The organism is Pseudomonas sp. TE3728, assembly GCF_056279145.1.
Genome location: NZ_JBWBQT010000001.1, coordinates 2,348,909 through 2,366,767 on the forward strand (window position 1 = coordinate 2,348,909; position 17,859 = coordinate 2,366,767).

The window sequence follows — 17,859 nt, forward strand, 5'->3', positions numbered from 1 at the left end:
AAGTTCCGTTCGTTGAACACATCACGCGGCCGTCATTTGCTCCCACCAGCCCAGCAACTTGATCGCTTCATCGCTGCTGCTTCCGCAGACCTCGACATCGGCTTCAAATGCCGAACACACCGCAGGGCGTTCCGGCTTGCCGAAAATGCTGCACAGGTTATCGGCAGACAGCTGTACGCAACGCTCTCCGGCGGCTTTGCCATTGGGCATGCCGGGAATCGGCGAACTGATGGAAGGGGCAATGCAACAGGCGCCACAGCCTTCACGGCATCTCATGACGACAAGCTCCTCGCGACGGGTAAAGGGACGTGGCACAGAGTAACGGCTAAAACGACTGTTTAAAATTACCTGAGCCCGGGTTTTTTCGCTCAAACGAGCGTGACTGACCAGTCTCCGACAAAGCGTCTGGTCCGAGGGTCACGAATGGGAGGAAATTACTGCTTGAACTCGAATTCCAGCGCCGCGCCTTCAACTTCCCGACGCTCTTCATTGCGCAGTTGCAACTGCATTTCGTTGCTGAGCAGACGACCGTTGAGCTGGAACGGGCTGCTCTTGTCACCGAACATTTGAGGCAACAACGCATCGCGGGGGGGCAAGGTTACCGTACCGACCGGCTTCAATTCTTCGACCATGTCCTTGGGCAGGCTCAAGTCGAGATCTGCAGAAGGGAGTTTGGTTTTCACGACTTCACTGGCCGGTTTCGACTTGGAAGCAACGGGGGAACGTTTTGTGACCGCTGCAGCCTTCTTTTTGGCCGGCGCTGCTTTTTTGACCGGTGCCGCTTTTTTCGCAGGTGTGCTGGCTGTCGGTTTTTCCTGAACGGAAGCCGCCATGACGCCTTCCGGGTGACAGGTCATTAGCAGGCAGATCAACAACCAGGCGGCAGGAAAAATCGGCTTCATGGACCCAACGGCGTGAACGGCAGAAGGCTATATGCTCGCCTGTTGGAGACAACAAGACAAGCGGCCAGTTCAGAACTGCCCAGCCGCTCAAAAACCGCTCGCCGTCTCCTGACAAAGTTGCGTCGCCAGCAAACCCAACGTCATCAATGCACGCTCGGCCTCACGGTTCCAGGGGATGCCACAGTTCAGGCGAATGCAGTGATTGAACTGCTCGGTATTACTGAAAATCAACCCCGGCGCAATGCTGATGCCCTGCTGCAACGCACGCACATGCAGTTCCTGCGTATTCACCCGCCCTGGCAGGCTGACCCACAGAATGAAGCCGCCGGTGGGCCGGGTCATTTGCGTCCCTTCAGGGAAGTACTGCTGCACCGCCAGCTGAAAAGCGCTGAGGTTCTTGCGGTATTCCTGACGGATGTAGCGCAAATGCCGATCGTAACCGCCGTTCTCCAGATAGGCCGCTATGCCCATTTGCGTGACGCTGCAGGCTGAATGGGTGCTGAAGGTCTGCAAGCGCTGGATTTCCTGCTGGTACTTGCCGGCAATCATCCAGCCGATGCGCACACCGGGCGACAGGGTTTTGGAGAAGCTGGAGCAATAGATCACCCGATCCAGCCGGTCATAGGCCTTGAGCGACTTAGTGCGACCCTGCTCGAACATCAGTTCGCCGTAAATATCGTCTTCGACCACCTGGATATCGAAATCCGAGGCCAGGCGCAGCAGTTGTTTCTGCCGCTCTTCGGGCATGGTGCCGCCCAAGGGATTGCTCAGGCGCGTGGTCAACACCAACGCCTTGATCGACCACTGGTTGGCCGCCAGCTGCAGGGCTTCGAGGCTCATGCCGGTGGCTGGATCGCTGGGGATCTCGATGACTTTCAGCCCCAGCAGGTCGGCCAGTTGCAGCAAACCGTAATAGGTCGGCGACTCGGCCGCGATCAGATCGCCCGGCCGGGTCAATACGCGCAGAGACATCTGCAACGCATCGACGCAGCCGTGGGTGATCACCACTTCCGACGGGTCGACCACCACGCCTGCGTCGCGCATGCGGATCGCCACTTGCCGACGCAACGGCTCGAAACCGGGGCTGAACATGTAGCTGAACGCCCGCGGGCTATGGAAACGGGTGACTTTTGCCAGTTGCTGATGCAGCGCCCGCACCGGCAGATAGTCAACGCTCGGTACGGCGGCGCCCAACGGGAAGACGCCTTCGCGGCGGGATTCGACCAGGACTTGCTGAATGATGCTGCTGCGCGTGACAAGGCCAGGTCGCTCGACCCGTGCAATGTCCGGGGTTGGCGCCGTGAGCGCCGGCGTCTGGTGCACGTAGTAACCGGATTGCGGCCGGGCACGAATCAGCCCCTGATCTTCAAGGTTGGCGTAGGCCTGCAACACCGTTGCATGGCTGACGTTGAGCTGCGAGCTCATCTTGCGCACCGAAGGCACGCGCTCCCCCGGTTGGTAAACACCGCGGCGGATGTCTTCGGCCAGTTGCTGAGCAATACGTTGGTAAAGCAAGAGATTGGTCATGACGCAGCACTCGATTTCACGGGCATTTTATTCTTGTGTGAAACAATACCGGAACAGTTTGGAAGTGTACTGGGACAGTTGTCACAATAGTCGACCGTACAGTGCATTGTCAGCAAAAACTGTACTGTTTTATGGAGAGTATTGCGCTGATTGGCAGGCACAAAAAAACCCGGCACTGCCGACAGGCCGGGTTCTAGGAGCTGGTAGGAGCTGTCGAGTGAAACGAGGCTGCGATCTTTCCAGGCCCACTTGAGTCCCAAGCGAAAGATCAAAAGATCGCAGCCTCGCTTCGCTCGACAGCTCCTACAGAATTTCGGGCGTCATTCGCTTTCGCAAACCTGCCTTTTCCAATAACGCTTATCGAGCGGCGCCGAGCTGGCCTTTTTCGTCGGAGAACACAATTTCCACCCGACGGTTCTGTGCACGACCACGTTCTGAGGCGTTCACGTCCACCGGGTATTCATCGCCGTAGCCTTCGACTTTGATACGTTTGTCGTCGATGCCCAGGTCCATCAGCACATCCGCCACCGATTGCGCACGGTCGCGGGACAGCTTGAGGTTTTCCTGTTTACCGCCAGTGCTGTCGGTATAGCCTTCGATCCGCACCACCCGTTTGGGGTTGAGCTGCAGGAACTGGACGATCTTCAGCACCACGCGGTTTGCCGAGCTTTTCAGCTCTGCTTCACCGGTATCGAACAGCACATCGCCCAGAGTCATCACCAGACCACGGTCGGTTTGGGTAGTCGCCAACGCCACGATCTGCTCTTCGAGCCACTTGCCCTGTTGCTGCACGCTGAGCAACTTGGACTCACGCAGGGCCAGTTGCAGGCGCTGACGCTCGAGTTCGAGCTTCGCCGCACGTTCCTCGTTGAGCACTTGATTGGTGTGTTCCCGGGCGATTTCGCTGTAGCGCCGGCTCAGGTAGGCGTAATGCACAACGTCCGAACCGCTGCCCCAGTAGCTGGACAGACGATCGGCTCGTGCCAGCGACTCACCGGCACGGATCACGTCCTTGGGCGCAATGCGCAGCACATTGGAGTCTTCCTTGACCTTCTGAAAGTCAGTGCCAGCCTGCTGGATTGCGGCTTCGCTGTGTTGACCAGCGCAACCATAAAGGCTTGCGCAACCGGCCAGGATCAAGCCGCCGAGTGCTTTGGTTTTCAGGCTCATTGGGCATCTCCCAGTTGCTTGCGCAGACGAGTGATGCGGGTATTGAGCACGTTCAACTGCTCCTCACTCTTGAGGGTCAGAACCCGGGCTTCGGCCAGACGCGCGTCCAGCTCGGCCTGCTCGGCCCGCATGCGCGCATTCTTGAAGGACTGGTCGGCCATGTTGCCCTTGGCACGCTTGAACTTGTCTTCAGCCAGTTTCAGCTCCGGCACTTCGTCGGCGGTAGCACCCACGGCCTTCGCTTGTTCAAGAGCCTGTTCGGTCAGGCGTATTTGTTCATTCGGCGCCGGATCGGCTGCACAACCCGCCAGAGCCAGAACGGCCAGGGCAGCGAAAAGAGGTCGAATACTCACTAAAAATCCCTACTGTTTTGGGGTACTGACAGGTTGTGGCTGCGGTTGTGAGCGTTGCGCTTTCCAACGCTCGATATTGCGCAGCAGCGCAGCTTCCGTCAGTCCGGACGCGGGCAATTCTGTCATCTTTTTAGCCAGCTGTCCGCGCAACCAAGGATCGTTGCAGGCAGAGTTATGGGAAACCGCAAGATACAGGCCCGGTTTGTCGATGGGGTGTGGGTGGGCCATCAGGTCATCGGCCATCCCTAGCGTTTGCACCAGGGCCATGCCTGAGTAGCGTCCGGCGAGGACAAATTCCACCTCGTTCAGCAGCAACTTCTGAAAGGCCTGGGTGAGATTGGGCGTGCGCACCAGAGTCAATTGCTGCTCGGCGAAAGTGCTAAATGACGTTGTTACTCGAGCCTTTTCCGACAAGGCGCCGGGATGACCGTGAAGGTCCTGCGCTTCGTTGTAGACCAGTAGCGAATCGTTGCGAGTCCAGACCAGGTAATCGTTCTCCAGCAGCGGTGGATGGATGTAATCCAGATTTTCCAGCTCACTGACCGTCAACGGCGCATCGGCCAGCATGTCCATGCGCCCGCTGCGCACTTCGTCCAGGGCCTGGGAGCGTTTGCCGGCGTAAAGCAGTTCGACCTTGATGCCCAACTCCCCCGCCACTTGATGCAACAGGTCGGCGCTGGCGCCAATCAGATGCTTGGGATTTTGCGGGTCTTGCCACAGGTACGGCGGCGCGTCCGGGCTGCCGGTCACCACCAGGCGCTCACATTTGCCCGCGGCTATGGATAGCCCCGGCAACAGCGTCAGCCCCAGCAGTAATGACCAGCCACACACGCGGCGTAAATCCATGGCGAAACACCCCTCAAAGAACAAAAAAAAGCCCGACCAAAAGGTCGGGCTCTTTATAAGTCAAGCCGCCGGATTAGACCAGCTTCTCGAACTCGGGGATGGCTTCGAACAGGTCTGCCACCAGGCCGTAATCGGCCACCTGGAAGATCGGCGCTTCTTCGTCCTTGTTGATCGCAACGATCACTTTGGAGTCTTTCATGCCGGCCAGGTGCTGGATCGCGCCGGAAATACCGACCGCAATGTACAGCTGTGGAGCAACGATCTTGCCGGTCTGACCGACCTGCATGTCGTTGGGTACAAAACCTGCGTCGACCGCGGCGCGGGAAGCGCCGACTGCCGCGCCCAGCTTGTCGGCCAGGGCGTACAGGTGCTTGAAGTTGTCGCCGTTCTGCATGCCGCGACCGCCGGAAACGACGATTTTGGCAGCGGTCAGTTCCGGACGATCGGACTTGGCCAGTTCTTCGCCAACGAAGCTCGAAGTGCCCGCGTCGTGAGCAGCGGCAACGGCTTCAACAGCCGCCGAACCACCTTCAGCAGCAACCGGGTCGAAACCGGTGGCGCGAACGGTGATCACCTTGACCGCAGCGTTCGACTGAACGGTAGCGATGGCGTTACCGGCGTAGATCGGGCGCTTGAAGGTGTCAGCGCTTTCGACCGAGATGATCTCGGAGATCTGGTCAACGTCCAGCTGAGCGGCAACGCGCGGCAGAATGTTTTTGCCGTTGGAAGTCGCAGCAGCCAGGATGTGGCTGTAGCCCTTGCCCAACTCGGCTACCAGCGGCGCGACGTTTTCCGGCAGTTGATGAGCGTAAGCGGCGTTGTCGGCCACCAGCACTTTCGCCACACCCGCGATTTTCGCAGCGGCTTCAGCCACGGCGCCAGCGCCCTGACCTGCAACCAGAACGTGGATATCACCACCGATCTTGGCGGCAGCAGCCACAGTGTTCAGCGTGGCCGGAGCCAGTACTTTGTTGTCGTGTTCAGCAATAACCAAGATAGTCATTTAGATTACCTTCGCTTCGTTCTTGAGTTTTTCAACCAGTTCAGCCACCGACTTGACCTTGATACCCGCGCTGCGTGCCGCCGGCGCTTCGACTTTCAGGGTCTTGTTGGTGGAGGCGGTGGAAACGCCCAAAGCGTCCGGAGTCAGCACTTCGAGAGGCTTCTTCTTGGCTTTCATGATGTTTGGCAGAGACGCGTAGCGCGGCTCGTTCAAACGCAGGTCGGTGGTGACGATGGCCGGCAGTTTCAGGGAAACCGTCTGCGCGCCGCCGTCGATTTCGCGGGTCACGGCAACGCTGTCGCCGGACACTTCGACTTTCGAAGCGAACGTGCCCTGACCGTAGCCGCTCAATGCAGCGAGCATCTGGCCAGTCTGGTTGTTGTCGCTGTCGATGGCTTGTTTGCCGAGGATCACCAGCTGAGGCTGTTCCTTGTCGACAACAGCTTTCAACAACTTGGCAACCGCCAGGGAAGTCAGATCTTCAGCGGATTCGACGAGGATGGCGCGGTCAGCACCCAGAGCCAGCGCGGTGCGCAGTTGCTCTTGAGCGGTGGACGGGCCGATGGAGACGACGACGATTTCAGTCGCAACGCCTTTCTCTTTCAGACGTACGGCTTCTTCCACTGCGATTTCGCAGAATGGGTTCATCGACATCTTGACGTTAGCGAGGTCGACGCCGGAATTGTCCGCCTTGACACGAACCTTGACGTTGTAATCCACAACGCGTTTGACAGCTACAAGAACCTTCATGGATTCCTCGTTACTCTCCGGTGAAAAGAAAGTCGCCTAGGCGAACCTGGCGGTTGATGCTCATCGGCGCAAGGGCACCTCTAAAAACGCTGGCAGGTGTAAAGGTGAACCTTGCTCACGAGGCGGATAACCGTTCGTCAGTGGTGACTGACGGGTCATTCATTATCGTGGCGTGTAAACTGCGCGAAAAACCTGCGCGGCGCATCACCTTGTACTGCCATCGCCCTGTCTTTAGAGGTGCTCTTGAAACCAACAGTCAGCCTACGGCGAGCGCAAAACCGACCGTATCTTGACCGGAACGCCTATTCCGGTCAATACGGCAAAATGGCCACTCATAAGCCGCGGTGACTTTGATTTATCTGGCTTTGAGCCAATTCAAACAAACGTTTGTATTGGACGCTAGGAGTGGTGTAGATATAATGCGCCACCTAGAGAGAAAGGTGGGTCATCCATTGTCCCTTTCGGCCGTTGCCGGAGGAAATAATGGATGCAACGCCAAACCTCCAATTAGAAAAAAACTGTTGAGCCTTGAGTAGGAGATAGCCTGTGGAACGCGAATACATGGAATTCGACGTGGTCATCGTCGGTGCCGGCCCCGCTGGCCTGTCCGCCGCCTGCCGTTTGAAGCAGAAGGCCGCCGAAGCCGGTAAGGAAATCAGCGTCTGCGTGGTCGAAAAAGGCTCCGAAGTCGGTGCTCACATCCTGTCCGGTGCCGTGTTCGAACCACGCGCCCTGAACGAACTGTTCCCGGACTGGAAAGAACTCGGCGCGCCGCTGAATACGCCAGTCACACGCGATGACATCTTCGTTCTGAAAAACGCCGACAGCGCGCAGAAGATTCCTGACTTCTTTGTGCCCAAGACCATGCACAACGAAGGCAACTACATCATCTCCCTGGGAAACCTGTGCCGCTGGCTGGCTCAGCAGGCCGAGAACCTGGGCGTGGAAATCTACCCGGGCTTCGCCGCCCAGGAAGCACTGTTCGACGAGAACGGCGTGGTTCGCGGGATCATCACCGGCGATCTGGGCGTTGACCGTGAAGGCAATCCGAAAGAAGGCCTGTACACCCCGGGCATGGAACTGCGTGCCAAGTACACGCTGTTCGCCGAAGGTTGCCGCGGCCACATCGGCAAGCAACTGATCAAGCGTTTCAACCTCGACAGCGAAGCCGACGCCCAGCACTACGGCATCGGCCTGAAAGAAATCTGGGAAGTCGACCCGGCCAAACACCAGCCAGGCCTGGTGGTCCATACCGCCGGTTGGCCGCTGGACATCATGGGCACCGAGAACACCGGTGGCTCGTTCCTCTATCACCTGGAAAACAACCAGGTGGTGGTCGGTCTGATCGTCGATCTTTCCTACAGCAACACCTTCCTGTCGCCGTTCGACGAGTTCCAGCGCCTCAAGCATCACCCGGTGCTCAAGCAATACCTGGAAGGCGGCAAGCGCATCAGCTACGGCGCGCGTGCTATCTCCAAAGGCGGCTTGAACTCGCTGCCGAAAATGGTCTTCAAGGGCGGCGCGCTGATCGGTTGCGACCTCGGCACCCTGAACTTCGCCAAGATCAAAGGCAGCCACACCGCGATGAAGTCCGGCATGCTCGCCGCTGACGCCGTGGCCGATGCGCTGTTCGCTGAGAAGGATGGCACCGAAGAGCTGACCACTTACGTCGACGCCTTCAAGAAGAGCTGGCTCTACGACGAACTGTTCGCCAGCCGCAACTTCGGCCCGGCGATGCACAAGTTCGGCCCGATCATCGGCGCCGGTTTCAACTGGCTCGACCAGAACATCTTCGGCGGCAAACTGCCGTTCACCCTGCACGACACCAAGCCGGATTACGCTTGCCTGAAACTGGCGGCCGACTGCAAGAAGATCGACTACCCGAAACCGGACGGCAAGATCAGCTTCGACAAACTCAGCTCGGTGTTCATCTCGGGGACCAACCACGAAGAAGAGCAGCCTTGCCACTTGAAGCTGGCCGACGCGAGCATTCCGATCGCCAAAAACCTGCCGATGTACGATGAACCTGCCCAGCGTTACTGCCCGGCCGGCGTGTACGAAGTGGTGACCCAGGAAGACGGCGAGAAGCGCTTCCAGATCAACGCCCAGAACTGCGTTCACTGCAAGACCTGCGACATCAAGGACCCTGCACAAAACATCACCTGGGTGGCACCGGAAGGCTCTGGCGGCCCGACTTACCCGAACATGTAAGTCGAATCGCTGAACATCAAGGCTCCCGAAATGGGGGCCTTTTTGTTGCCCGAAATCCAGAACTCACCCCCCCCTGCTCGCGATAGCGGTTTATCATCCGGCATAGATGTCGACTGACACACTGCTATCGCGAGCAGGCTCGCTCCCACACGGGCCATCACTGGATCAAGCAGCCCGCTCATCCCCGGGATTGCGTTCGAAGTAGCGCTTGTATTCACGGCTGAACTGCGACGTGCTCTGATACCCCACCCGATGCGCCACCTGGGCCACGCCCAAGCCTTCGCCCAGCAATAACTGCTGGGCTCTGAGCAAGCGCAAACGCTTCAAATACTGCACCGGCGACAACAACGTGCAGCGCTTGAAATGCTCATGAAATGTCGACGCGCTCATGTTCGCGCAACTGGCCAGGGTCTCGACATTCAGCGGCTCGGTGTAATGCGCATGCAGATGACTCAGGGACGCCGCGATCCGGGCGAACTGTCCCTGTTGTTCCACCAGCGCTCGCAACACATCGGCTTGCGGCCCCCGCAACGCCACGAACAACAACTCACGCAAACGCGCCGGGCCCATGATCTGGCATTCCAGCGGATCGTGCAGGCAGCGCAACAACCGCTCCACACAACCGCGCATGGCATCGTCGAGCACCGCCGAGGTCATGGACTCGGGTGTCTGTGCGGGAACCGTGCGCCCCGGCGACAGCCCCATGGCCAGCACCAACTCACCGAGCATTACCCGGTCAATGGCGATGGAAACGCCCAACATCGGGCCATCCGGCGCCGAAAACGTTTCGCACTCGAAGGGCACCGGCAACGCCTGAATCAGGTAATGCCCGGCACCATATTCCAGCGTACGCGGGCCCAGATACGCCAACTTGCTGCCTTGGGCGATGATGACCAGGCTCGGCTCGTAGATTTGTGGGCCACGGGCGACATCACAATTGGCGCGCAAAACCTGCACTCCAGGCAGTGCGGTGGGCGCGAAACCATCGCGAAGGGTCAGCGGCTGGATCAGTGAAACCAGCGTGGCGTTGGCATCGAGATGACGGGTCAACAACATGAGAGAGCTCTTCAAAAGAAGTCGCGAAACAAGTCGCAAAAAAGGGATGAAAGCATCATCGCAGGTCTGAACGCCAATGCGACCAATCAACGGTGCATGCCGGAGGATTAGGCATGACACCCGGAGGAATCGCCATGGCCGGTCACCCGTGCGGCGCCCAGAATGGCTCGCCTCACCTGTCACTGCTTTTGCGAGGTTCACCATGTACACCGCCATCGGATACGCCGCTCAGTCAGCCACCACTCCCCTCGCCCCAATGAAATTCGAACGCCGCAGCCCACGGGCCGACGACGTGGCGATCGACATTCTCTACTGCGGTGTCTGCCATTCCGACATCCATCAGGCACGCAACGAGTGGGGCATTGCTGTTTACCCGCTGATGCCCGGCCATGAGATCGTCGGAAAAGTCACCGCCGTCGGTGCGAACGTTACCCGATACAAAATCGGCGACCTGGTAGGGGTCGGCTGCATGGTCGACTCATGCCGTCACTGCGAAGCCTGCAAGGCGGATCTGGAGCAATACTGCCTGGAAGGTCCGACCATGACGTATGCCACCCCGGACCGGGTCGATGGCAGCAACACCATGGGCGGTTACTCCGACAGCATCGTGGTCAGCGAGCACTTTGTCGTGCGTATCCCGGAGCAACTCGACCCGGCCAGCGCCGCGCCGATTCTGTGCGCCGGCATCACCACCTACTCGCCGCTCAAGCACTACGGCGTCAAGGCCGGTGACAAGGTCGGGATTCTCGGCATGGGTGGCCTCGGCCATATGGGCATCAAGTTCGCCAAGGCGATGGGCGCTGAGGTGACGTTGTTCACCCGCTCGGCGAGCAAGGCCGAAGAAGGTCGTCGCCAAGGCGCGGACCACGTGATCGTGTCCACCGACGCAGAACTGATGAAGGCCGCCGCAGGACATTTCGACTTCCTGCTGGACACCATTCCGGTGCAGCACGACCTCAATCCCTACCTCGATACCCTACGTTTCGACGGCGTACACATTCTGGTGGGCTTGATCGAACCGATCGATCCACCGGTGCATGCTGCCAAACTGGTATTGGGTCGTCGCGTGCTGGCCGGCTCGCTGATCGGCGGCATCGCCGAAACCCAGGAAGTGCTGGATTTCTGCGCCGAGCACGGCATCACCTGCGACATCGAAATGCTCGACATCCGCCAGATCAACGAGGCTTACACCCGCATGATTGCCGGTGACGTGAAGTACCGCTTCGTGATCGACATGGCGACACTGAAGGTTTAAACCTTCAAGCCAAGCTCCGCCGACAGCCGGGCTGTGACCCCTTTGATCAGGGGAATCAGCTCGGCCATTTTTTCCAATGGCATGTACGGCACGGTGCTCGCGATGCTGATACCGGCGACGATGCGCTTGCTGGCATCGCGGATCGGCGCCGCCACGCAGCGGATCGACGGTTCGTTGTCTTCCAGGTCGAAGGCGTACCCGCCAGCCACGTACTCAATCATGCGCTGCTGAAACTGCTCCCAGGATTGCTCCGGGTGCTGCGGCCAGAACTGATTTTTCCCACCCACCGGCAAGCTGATTTCGTACAGCCGTTGCCATTCTTCCTGTGTGTCATCGAGCATCAGCGCCTTACCGATCCCGGTACGCGCCAATGGCATGCGATGCCCGACCCGCGAACGCATTTCCGGACCGTTGCGCCCCGGATTCTTGTGCAGGTACAGCACCTCGTCGCCCTCACGGATCGCCAAGTGAATGGTGTCGCCGGTCAACGCCGACAACTCATCCAGATACGGCCCGGCCAGCGTCACCAGTGGCAACTCTTCACGAGCCTGGAAACCCAGCTCGATCAGTTTCGGCCCCAGCAGATAACCGACTTGCGGCACCACCCGCAAATATCGCTCGTCCACCAGGCAACTGGCCAGACGATGGGTGGTACTGCGCGTTGTGCCGATCAGCCGGGCGATTTCCTTGAGATCGCGGGCGCCACTGGCCACGGCCTGAACCACACCCAAACCACGAAGCAGTGTCTGGGTGCCAGTCGGCGCGGCGTCCTTGGCGATTTTTGGGGCGTCTTCCTGCATATCCAGCCTTTACCGTTGAGCGAGTGAACGGGCGGCATTATGGTCGCCCGAAGGCCGCGACTACAACTTGATACGCTCGACCTTGCCCACCAGCAACACGTAGGAAAGCGCACCCAACAACGCCAGAACCGAGATATAGGTAATCGCCGGGGCAAACGAATCACCCGAGGCGAGGAAGCCGATGACGATCGGCGTGGTAATCGCCGCCAGGTTACCGATGAAATTGAACACCCCACCGGTCAATCCAAGCAAGCGCGCCGGGGCCAGGGTCGACACCAGCGACCAGGTGATCGACGCCAGGCCGTTGCCGAAAAAGGCGAGCGCGAGGAAGGCAATCACCAGCGGCGTCGACTCGACGAAGTTGGCACCAATGATCGAGGTGGAAATCAGTAGGCCGCCAATGATCGGCAACTTGCGGGCGAAACCCACCGTGTAACCGCGACGGATCAAAAAGTCCGAGAAGAACCCCGAACACAGTACACCGACGAATGCAGCCAGAAACGGTAGCGACGCCAGCAAGCCAGACTTGATGAAGTCCATGCCGCGATATTTCACCAGATAGGTCGGGAACCACGTCAGAAAAAACCACAACGTCGAATTGAGGCAGAACTGACCGAGGTAAATGCCCCACAACTTGCGTTTGCTCAGGACAATCCCGAGGTCGACCCAGCTGAATTTAGCCTTGGTCTTCGCGGCTTCAGCCTGGATATCCACCAACCCGCCGCCCTCGCGGATCAGCTCGATTTCAGCGTCGTTGGCGCCCTTGAAATCCCGGGGCTCGCGATACACTGCGTACCAGATCATCGCCCAAATGATGCCCACCGCACCGGTGCTGACAAACACCATGTGCCAGCCATATTGGTGCTGCAACCACGCGAGTACCGGCGTGAGAAACGCCAGGCCGACGAACTGCCCGGAGGTGTAGAAACCGATGGCGGTGGCGCGTTCGCGCTCGGGAAACCAGGTGGTCACCACACGGCTGTTGATCGGATACGCCGGTGCTTCCAGCGCACCGACGGCCATGCGCAGCACAAACAGCGCGATGAAACTGGCAGCGAAGCCGAGCATCACCGTGGCCAGCGACCACAGCAGCAATGCGACGCTATACAGGATGCGCGGCGGCACCCGGTCCACCAGCCAGCCGCCGGGGATCTGCATGGCGGCGTAGGTCCAGCCGAACGCGGAAAAGATCAGCCCGACATGGATCGGATCGATGCCCAGATCGCTGGTCAGCGCCGGGGCGGCAATGGACAGGTTGCTGCGATCCAGGTAGTTGATCACCACCGTGATGAACAACAGGACCATGATGAAAAAGCGCTTGCGGCTCGGCGTCACCAACGACGCCTGCCCAGTGAGGGTTTGCGGTTGCATGGGGGTGCCTCTTCTTATGTTTATTGAGGTCGATTTGAAGACTTGCGCTGCACCCTGTGGGAGCGGGCTTGCCCGCGATGACGGCGGCACATTCAGCATTGATGTGACTGACAGGACGCTATCGCGGGCAAGCCCGCTCCCACAGGGATTTGTGTTGACTCAGGAGGAACTCACCACTCGGCAAAACTGCCATCGGCATGGCGCCAGATCGGGTTGCGCCAGCGGTGGCCGACGGCGGCGCGCTCGATCACATATTCCTCGTTGATCTCAATGCCCAGGCCCGGGCCGTTGGGGATCTTCACGAAGCCTTTGTCGTAGTCGAACACCCGTGGGTCTTTCACATAATCGAGCAGGTCATTGCTCTCGTTGTAATGGATGCCGAGGCTCTGTTCCTGAATGAATGCGTTGTAGCAAACCGCGTCCAGTTGCAGACACGCCGCCAGGGCAATCGGGCCCAGCGGGCAATGCAGCGCCAGTGCCACGTCGTAGGCTTCGGCCATGTTGGCGATCTTGCGGGTTTCGGTGATGCCACCTGCGTGGGAAGCATCCGGCTGGATGATGTCGACGTAGCCTTCGCTGAGCACCCGCTTGAAATCCCAGCGCGAGAACAACCGCTCGCCGAGGGCAATCGGTGTGCTGGTCAGCGGTGCCAGTTCTTTCAGCGCTTCGTAGTTTTCGCTCAGCACCGGCTCTTCGATGAACATCAGTTTGTACGGGTCGAGTTCCTTCATCAGCACTTTGGCCATGGGCTTGTGCACCCGACCGTGGAAGTCCACGCCGATGCCGACATTCGGGCCGACGGCATCGCGTACGGCGGCGACGTTGGCCAAGGCCAGGTCGACCTTCTCGAAGGAATCGAGGAATTGCAGTTCTTCGGTGCCGTTCATTTTCACCGCCGTGAAACCACGGCTGACCGCTTCTTTCGCAGCGCGAGCGGTGTCCGCCGGGCGATCACCACCGATCCACGAATAAACGCGGATCTTGTCGCGCACCTGACCACCCAACAGATCGCTGACCGACACACCCAGCGCCTTGCCCTTGATGTCCCACAACGCCTGATCGATGCCGGCCAGAGCACTCATGTGGATCGCGCCGCCACGGTAGAAGCCGCCGCGGTAAAGCACGGTCCAGATGTCTTCGATGTTGCGTGGGTCTTTGCCGATCAGGTAGTCGGACAATTCCTCAACCGCAGCGGCGACGGTGTGCGCGCGGCCTTCGACCACGGGCTCACCCCAACCGGTCACGCCCTCGTCGGTTTCGACCTTGAGGAAGCACCAGCGCGGCGGAACGATGAAGGTAGTGAGTTTGGTGATTTTCATCTATTGCCTCTCTTATTAGATGCAGCGCTCGCAGCGCCAAAAAGTCTTAACGCAAAGCATTCCATGCAGCGACATACGCCTTGGCGTTTACTGCCACTTGCTCAGGTGTCATGCCCGGTTTGAACAACCCGGACCCGAGACCGAAACCTTTGACGCCGGCCTCGATAAACACCTGCATGTTGTCTGGCGTAATCCCGCCCACCGGCACCAGCACCGTCCCCGCTGGCAACACCGCCAGCCAGGCTTTCACAACGGCGGGGCCCATTTGTTCGGCCGGGAACATCTTCAGCACATCCGCCCCTTCGGCCAATGCAGCAAAGGCTTCGGTCGGCGTCGCCACGCCCGGCGACAGGAACAGCCCCGCTGCTTTCGCCGCGCGCAACACCTTGGCATCGCTGTGGGGCATGACGATCACTTGGCCGCCCACCGCTTTCACTTGCTCGACCTGTTGCGGCGTCAACACCGTGCCCGCACCGATCAGGCAATCGGCGGGCAAGGTACTGCGCAAGATGTGGATACTTTCGTACGGTTCGGGGGAATTAAGCGGCACTTCAATGACGCGAAATCCCGCCGAATACAGGACTTCGCCGACGGCTGCCGCTTCTTGCGGACGCAGGCCACGCAGGATCGCGATCAGTCCGTTTTGTGCCAATGCTTGCTTGAGCATGTCAGACCTCCAGTCAGGTTTAACGGGATGGGGGTGTCGTGATCAGTCCGGCGGCGACCGCCAACTGCCACAACCCGCGTTCGGTGGCCTGCTCGGCCAGGGTCACGCGGGCAAAACCGCAGGCGTCGAGCGCACGGCTGTAGCGGGCACAGAGTTGGGAGTTGCCGATGAGGATGATCGACGGCAGGTGCACGCTGTTGCGCCGACGCCGCTGAACGTTGGCCAGCGCCGACAGTTCATGGCCGATCAACAGGCCCGACAGATAGTCCGGTTGAGCCGTGGTGCTCAGTTCACCGGTCAGCCCCAGACTGCGGGCACTGAACAACGTCGACAGAGGACCGATCTCGCCGTCCGCCGACAAGGCCACCCGCACGCCACGATCAAACGCTTCTCCATCAAAAGACGCGCCGCGCTGCTGAGTGCGCCCCAGAATGCTGTGTTCACTGAGGACGGCGAAGATTTCGCCTGTCATGAAAGTATCGAAATGCACGATGCAGCCGTCGGCCACTTCCACCCATTTCGAATGACTGCCCGGCAGACCGATCAACAGATCGTTGCCCGCCCCGCTCGGCAGATGCTGCAACACACCGAGGACTTGGGTTTCCTCGCCGCGCATCACGTTGGGCAAGCGAGAACGCTGGATCACGCCCGGCACGATATGCACATCGACACCGCGAAGACTGCGAACGATTTGTAGGGAAGTTCCGAGATTGGCGACGTTCGCCGGCGTGTCGCAGTAGGCCGCTTCGCGCCAGCCCTGAGCACTGCCGACCATGCCGCAAGCAATCACCGGCAAATCGGGCTGCGCGTCGAGCCAGTCTCCGCACGCCTCATCGAAGCCCAATTCAAAACCGTCGACGCATGCCTGGCCGGCGATGGTTCGTGGCGTTTTGGGCAGCTGCATGATCCCGGACGACAGCGAGCGCTGTTCCAGCACCTGGCCACCCAAGCCGAGTTTGTAAGCACGTAATGAGGTTGTCCCCCAATCGAGCGCGATCAATTGCGCCAGCATCGCTTCACCTGTTTTGTTTTTTGGCAGTGAGTGAGCTGGACTATAAACCTGGACGCGCACAAATCTCAATATATAAATATCAATCCCATATACTGGGAAGATACAAAAAAAGATCGCAACCTTCGGCAGTCCCTACAGATTCGATGTACGACGCAATAGCGCGGTCGAACACAATCCCGTGTAGGAGCTGCCGAAGGCTGCGACCTTTTAGGGGATCAATTGCCCTCGGCAAAATCCCTTAACACCGCCCCATCCATCCGATACCGCACCCACTCTTCCTGCGGCTGTGCGCCGAGGGATTTGTAGAATTCGATCGCCGGTTTGTTCCAGTCCAGTACGCTCCATTCGAAACGGCCGCAGTCATTGGCGCAGGCGATTTTTGCCAGGTGGCGCAGCAAGGTTTTACCGGCGCCGCCGCCCCGTTGTTCAGGCGTGATGTAGAGGTCTTCGAGGTACAGGCAGTTGCTGCCCAACCAGGTGGAATAACTGAAGAAGAACACCGCAAAGCCGATCGGCAGGCCATCGCGCAGGCAAATCAGGCCATGGGCGGTGGCGCCTTCGCTGAACAGGCTGCGCTCGATGTCGGCGACGCTGGCGATGACTTCGTGGCGGGCACGTTCGAAGTCGGCCAGTTCAGTGATGAACGCGAGGATTTGCGGAGCATCGCTGGGGGTTGCCGGGCGGATTTCGATCGTCATGAACGTGCCTTGTGAAAAGTTGAAAACGCCATACTAAGTCCGCGCGCGGCGCTCGTCACATTTGAAAGCACTGTGGCGAGGGAGCTTGCTCCCGTTCGGCTGCAAAGCAGTCGCAAAACTGGCGATGCTGATCTAACTGAAATACCGTGTCGTTTGGGGCAGGGACTGCTGCGCAGCCCGGCGGGAGCAAGCTCCCTCGCCACAAAAGCGTTTCCACACTAAAGGACTTTTATGACCGCTATCGCTTTTGCGCCTCTGCATAATCTGGCCTCAAGACTGCTGCCCCATGCACTGGAACCAGGCGAGGACGGCGCCCATGATCTGTCGCACTTGCAGCGGGTGTGGCACAACGTGCGCACGCTTCATGTGCAAGAAGGCGGTGATCTTGAGGTACTGCTGGCCGCCGTGCTGTTGCACGATTGCGTGGCGGTGGAGAAGAACTCGCCGCTGCGCTCACAGGCATCACGACTGGCGGCGCAGAAAGCTTCGACCGTACTGATAGCCCTGGATTGGCCTGGCGCAAAAATTACAGCGGTCGCTCATGCCATCGAAGCCCACAGCTTCAGCGCCAACATCACGCCCACCACCCTCGAAGCGAAAATCATCCAGGACGCCGACCGCCTCGATTCCCTTGGCATGCTCGGCGTGGCGCGTACCTTCTACATTGCCGGGCGCATGGGCAGTGCGTTGTACGATCCTTTGGACCCAGAGGCAAAAGAACGGGACTACGACGACAAGCGCTTTTGCCTCGATCATTTCCAGACCAAGTTGCTGCACCTGGCGGACGGCTTCCAAACGACCACCGGTCAACGTCTGGCACAGATTCGCCACGAACGCCTGAAGGGTTTCATGGAGCTGTTCAAGGAAGAAATCGGCGTCTGCCCAGAGCATTACTCCGGTCTGCGCTAACCCTGAAATC

General features: G+C 59.3%; 18 protein-coding genes. 3 read left to right on the forward strand and 15 right to left on the reverse strand.

The window, feature by feature from the left end; translation table 11 throughout:
- Window positions 1-21 precede the first annotated feature (21 nt).
- From ACZ89R_RS09920 to ACZ89R_RS09955, 8 genes are all read right to left on the reverse strand, one after another.
- Window positions 22-276, reverse strand: a complete 255-nt coding sequence (locus ACZ89R_RS09920; protein WP_019582607.1) for a YkgJ family cysteine cluster protein — start codon at window positions 274-276, stop codon at window positions 22-24.
- 158 nt (window positions 277-434) lie between these two features.
- Entirely contained in the window at window positions 435-902 is a 468-nt protein-coding gene (locus ACZ89R_RS09925) for a translation initiation factor 2 (protein ID WP_429545903.1), read from the reverse strand.
- Window positions 903-989: 87 nt separating this feature from the next.
- Window positions 990-2,429, reverse strand: a complete 1,440-nt coding sequence (locus ACZ89R_RS09930) for an aminotransferase-like domain-containing protein (RefSeq protein ID WP_007903895.1) — start codon at window positions 2,427-2,429, stop codon at window positions 990-992.
- Window positions 2,430-2,786: 357 nt separating this feature from the next.
- Window positions 2,787-3,599 carry an OmpA family protein gene (locus ACZ89R_RS09935; RefSeq protein WP_007903897.1) on the reverse strand — a complete coding sequence of 271 codons (813 nt, stop codon included), beginning with the start codon at window positions 3,597-3,599 and terminating at the stop codon, window positions 2,787-2,789.
- Window positions 3,596-3,952: a DUF4398 domain-containing protein gene (locus ACZ89R_RS09940; protein ID WP_008073146.1), complete on the reverse strand. Its 357-nt coding sequence runs from the start codon at window positions 3,950-3,952 to the stop codon at window positions 3,596-3,598. Before ACZ89R_RS09940 ends, ACZ89R_RS09935 begins: the two co-directional genes overlap by 4 nt.
- A 9-nt stretch (window positions 3,953-3,961) precedes the next feature.
- A complete protein-coding gene (locus tag ACZ89R_RS09945) occupies window positions 3,962-4,798 on the reverse strand; it encodes a substrate-binding periplasmic protein (protein ID WP_429545902.1) in 837 nt (278 codons plus the stop codon).
- Between the two features lie 73 nt (window positions 4,799-4,871).
- Window positions 4,872-5,801, reverse strand: a complete 930-nt coding sequence (locus ACZ89R_RS09950) for an electron transfer flavoprotein subunit alpha/FixB family protein (protein ID WP_429545901.1) — start codon at window positions 5,799-5,801, stop codon at window positions 4,872-4,874.
- Window positions 5,802-6,551, reverse strand: a complete 750-nt coding sequence (locus ACZ89R_RS09955) for an electron transfer flavoprotein subunit beta/FixA family protein (protein ID WP_003226982.1) — start codon at window positions 6,549-6,551, stop codon at window positions 5,802-5,804.
- Between the two features lie 546 nt (window positions 6,552-7,097).
- Here ACZ89R_RS09955 and ACZ89R_RS09960 point away from each other — a divergent pair.
- Window positions 7,098-8,762, forward strand: a complete 1,665-nt coding sequence (locus ACZ89R_RS09960; RefSeq protein WP_429545900.1) for an electron transfer flavoprotein-ubiquinone oxidoreductase — start codon at window positions 7,098-7,100, stop codon at window positions 8,760-8,762.
- 165 nt (window positions 8,763-8,927) lie between these two features.
- Here ACZ89R_RS09960 and ACZ89R_RS09965 read toward each other — a convergent pair whose 3' ends face one another.
- Entirely contained in the window at window positions 8,928-9,818 is an 891-nt protein-coding gene (locus ACZ89R_RS09965) for an AraC family transcriptional regulator (RefSeq protein ID WP_218397664.1), read from the reverse strand.
- Window positions 9,819-10,020: 202 nt separating this feature from the next.
- Here ACZ89R_RS09965 and ACZ89R_RS09970 point away from each other — a divergent pair, with 202 nt between their 5' ends.
- Entirely contained in the window at window positions 10,021-11,073 is a 1,053-nt protein-coding gene (locus ACZ89R_RS09970; RefSeq protein WP_429545899.1) for an NAD(P)-dependent alcohol dehydrogenase, read from the forward strand.
- On the opposite strand, the gene ACZ89R_RS09975 is transcribed toward ACZ89R_RS09970, so the two are convergent.
- From ACZ89R_RS09975 to ACZ89R_RS10000, 6 genes are all read right to left on the reverse strand, one after another.
- Complete coding sequence (locus tag ACZ89R_RS09975) at window positions 11,070-11,873, reverse strand: IclR family transcriptional regulator (protein ID WP_008012044.1); 804 nt, start codon at window positions 11,871-11,873, stop codon at window positions 11,070-11,072. The genes ACZ89R_RS09970 and ACZ89R_RS09975 overlap by 4 nt on opposite strands.
- Window positions 11,874-11,933: 60 nt before the next feature.
- Window positions 11,934-13,244, reverse strand: coding sequence for an MFS transporter (locus tag ACZ89R_RS09980; protein WP_123494558.1), 1,311 nt, complete (start codon window positions 13,242-13,244; stop codon window positions 11,934-11,936).
- A 170-nt stretch (window positions 13,245-13,414) separates the two neighbouring features.
- Window positions 13,415-14,563, reverse strand: coding sequence for a galactonate dehydratase (gene dgoD, locus ACZ89R_RS09985; protein WP_007903915.1), 1,149 nt, complete (start codon window positions 14,561-14,563; stop codon window positions 13,415-13,417).
- Window positions 14,564-14,609: 46 nt separating this feature from the next.
- Entirely contained in the window at window positions 14,610-15,230 is a 621-nt protein-coding gene (locus tag ACZ89R_RS09990; RefSeq protein ID WP_429545898.1) for a 2-dehydro-3-deoxy-6-phosphogalactonate aldolase, read from the reverse strand.
- Between the two features lie 19 nt (window positions 15,231-15,249).
- The gene (locus ACZ89R_RS09995; protein ID WP_429545897.1) at window positions 15,250-16,242 is read right to left on the reverse strand and encodes a 2-dehydro-3-deoxygalactonokinase; all 993 of its coding nucleotides are present in this window, start codon (window positions 16,240-16,242) and stop codon (window positions 15,250-15,252) included.
- A gap of 215 nt (window positions 16,243-16,457) precedes the next feature.
- Window positions 16,458-16,940, reverse strand: a complete 483-nt coding sequence (locus tag ACZ89R_RS10000; RefSeq protein ID WP_052964833.1) for a GNAT family N-acetyltransferase — start codon at window positions 16,938-16,940, stop codon at window positions 16,458-16,460.
- A gap of 231 nt (window positions 16,941-17,171) precedes the next feature.
- On the opposite strand from ACZ89R_RS10000, the gene ACZ89R_RS10005 reads away from it, so the two are divergent.
- Window positions 17,172-17,849, forward strand: coding sequence for an HD domain-containing protein (locus ACZ89R_RS10005; RefSeq protein ID WP_429545896.1), 678 nt, complete (start codon window positions 17,172-17,174; stop codon window positions 17,847-17,849).
- Window positions 17,850-17,859: the final 10 nt, after the last annotated feature.

What these genes read in the sequence shown, in the direction of transcription:
- ACZ89R_RS09980 (WP_123494558.1), bottom strand. Translation starts at nt 13,244, where the DNA reads ATGCAACCGCAAACCCTCACTGGGCAGGCGTCGTTGGTGACGCCGAGC.
- ACZ89R_RS09975 (WP_008012044.1), bottom strand. Translation starts at nt 11,873, where the DNA reads ATGCAGGAAGACGCCCCAAAAATCGCCAAGGACGCCGCGCCGACTGGC.
- ACZ89R_RS09945 (WP_429545902.1), bottom strand. Translation starts at nt 4,798, where the DNA reads ATGGATTTACGCCGCGTGTGTGGCTGGTCATTACTGCTGGGGCTGACG.
- ACZ89R_RS10005 (WP_429545896.1), top strand. Translation starts at nt 17,172, where the DNA reads ATGACCGCTATCGCTTTTGCGCCTCTGCATAATCTGGCCTCAAGACTG.
- ACZ89R_RS09990 (WP_429545898.1), bottom strand. Translation starts at nt 15,230, where the DNA reads ATGCTCAAGCAAGCATTGGCACAAAACGGACTGATCGCGATCCTGCGT.
- ACZ89R_RS09995 (WP_429545897.1), bottom strand. Translation starts at nt 16,242, where the DNA reads ATGCTGGCGCAATTGATCGCGCTCGATTGGGGGACAACCTCATTACGT.
- ACZ89R_RS09970 (WP_429545899.1), top strand. Translation starts at nt 10,021, where the DNA reads ATGTACACCGCCATCGGATACGCCGCTCAGTCAGCCACCACTCCCCTC.
- ACZ89R_RS09950 (WP_429545901.1), bottom strand. Translation starts at nt 5,801, where the DNA reads ATGACTATCTTGGTTATTGCTGAACACGACAACAAAGTACTGGCTCCG.
- ACZ89R_RS10000 (WP_052964833.1), bottom strand. Translation starts at nt 16,940, where the DNA reads ATGACGATCGAAATCCGCCCGGCAACCCCCAGCGATGCTCCGCAAATC.
- ACZ89R_RS09965 (WP_218397664.1), bottom strand. Translation starts at nt 9,818, where the DNA reads ATGTTGTTGACCCGTCATCTCGATGCCAACGCCACGCTGGTTTCACTG.
- ACZ89R_RS09925 (WP_429545903.1), bottom strand. Translation starts at nt 902, where the DNA reads ATGAAGCCGATTTTTCCTGCCGCCTGGTTGTTGATCTGCCTGCTAATG.
- ACZ89R_RS09955 (WP_003226982.1), bottom strand. Translation starts at nt 6,551, where the DNA reads ATGAAGGTTCTTGTAGCTGTCAAACGCGTTGTGGATTACAACGTCAAG.
- ACZ89R_RS09920 (WP_019582607.1), bottom strand. Translation starts at nt 276, where the DNA reads ATGAGATGCCGTGAAGGCTGTGGCGCCTGTTGCATTGCCCCTTCCATC.
- dgoD (WP_007903915.1), bottom strand. Translation starts at nt 14,563, where the DNA reads ATGAAAATCACCAAACTCACTACCTTCATCGTTCCGCCGCGCTGGTGC.
- ACZ89R_RS09930 (WP_007903895.1), bottom strand. Translation starts at nt 2,429, where the DNA reads ATGACCAATCTCTTGCTTTACCAACGTATTGCTCAGCAACTGGCCGAA.
- ACZ89R_RS09935 (WP_007903897.1), bottom strand. Translation starts at nt 3,599, where the DNA reads ATGAGCCTGAAAACCAAAGCACTCGGCGGCTTGATCCTGGCCGGTTGC.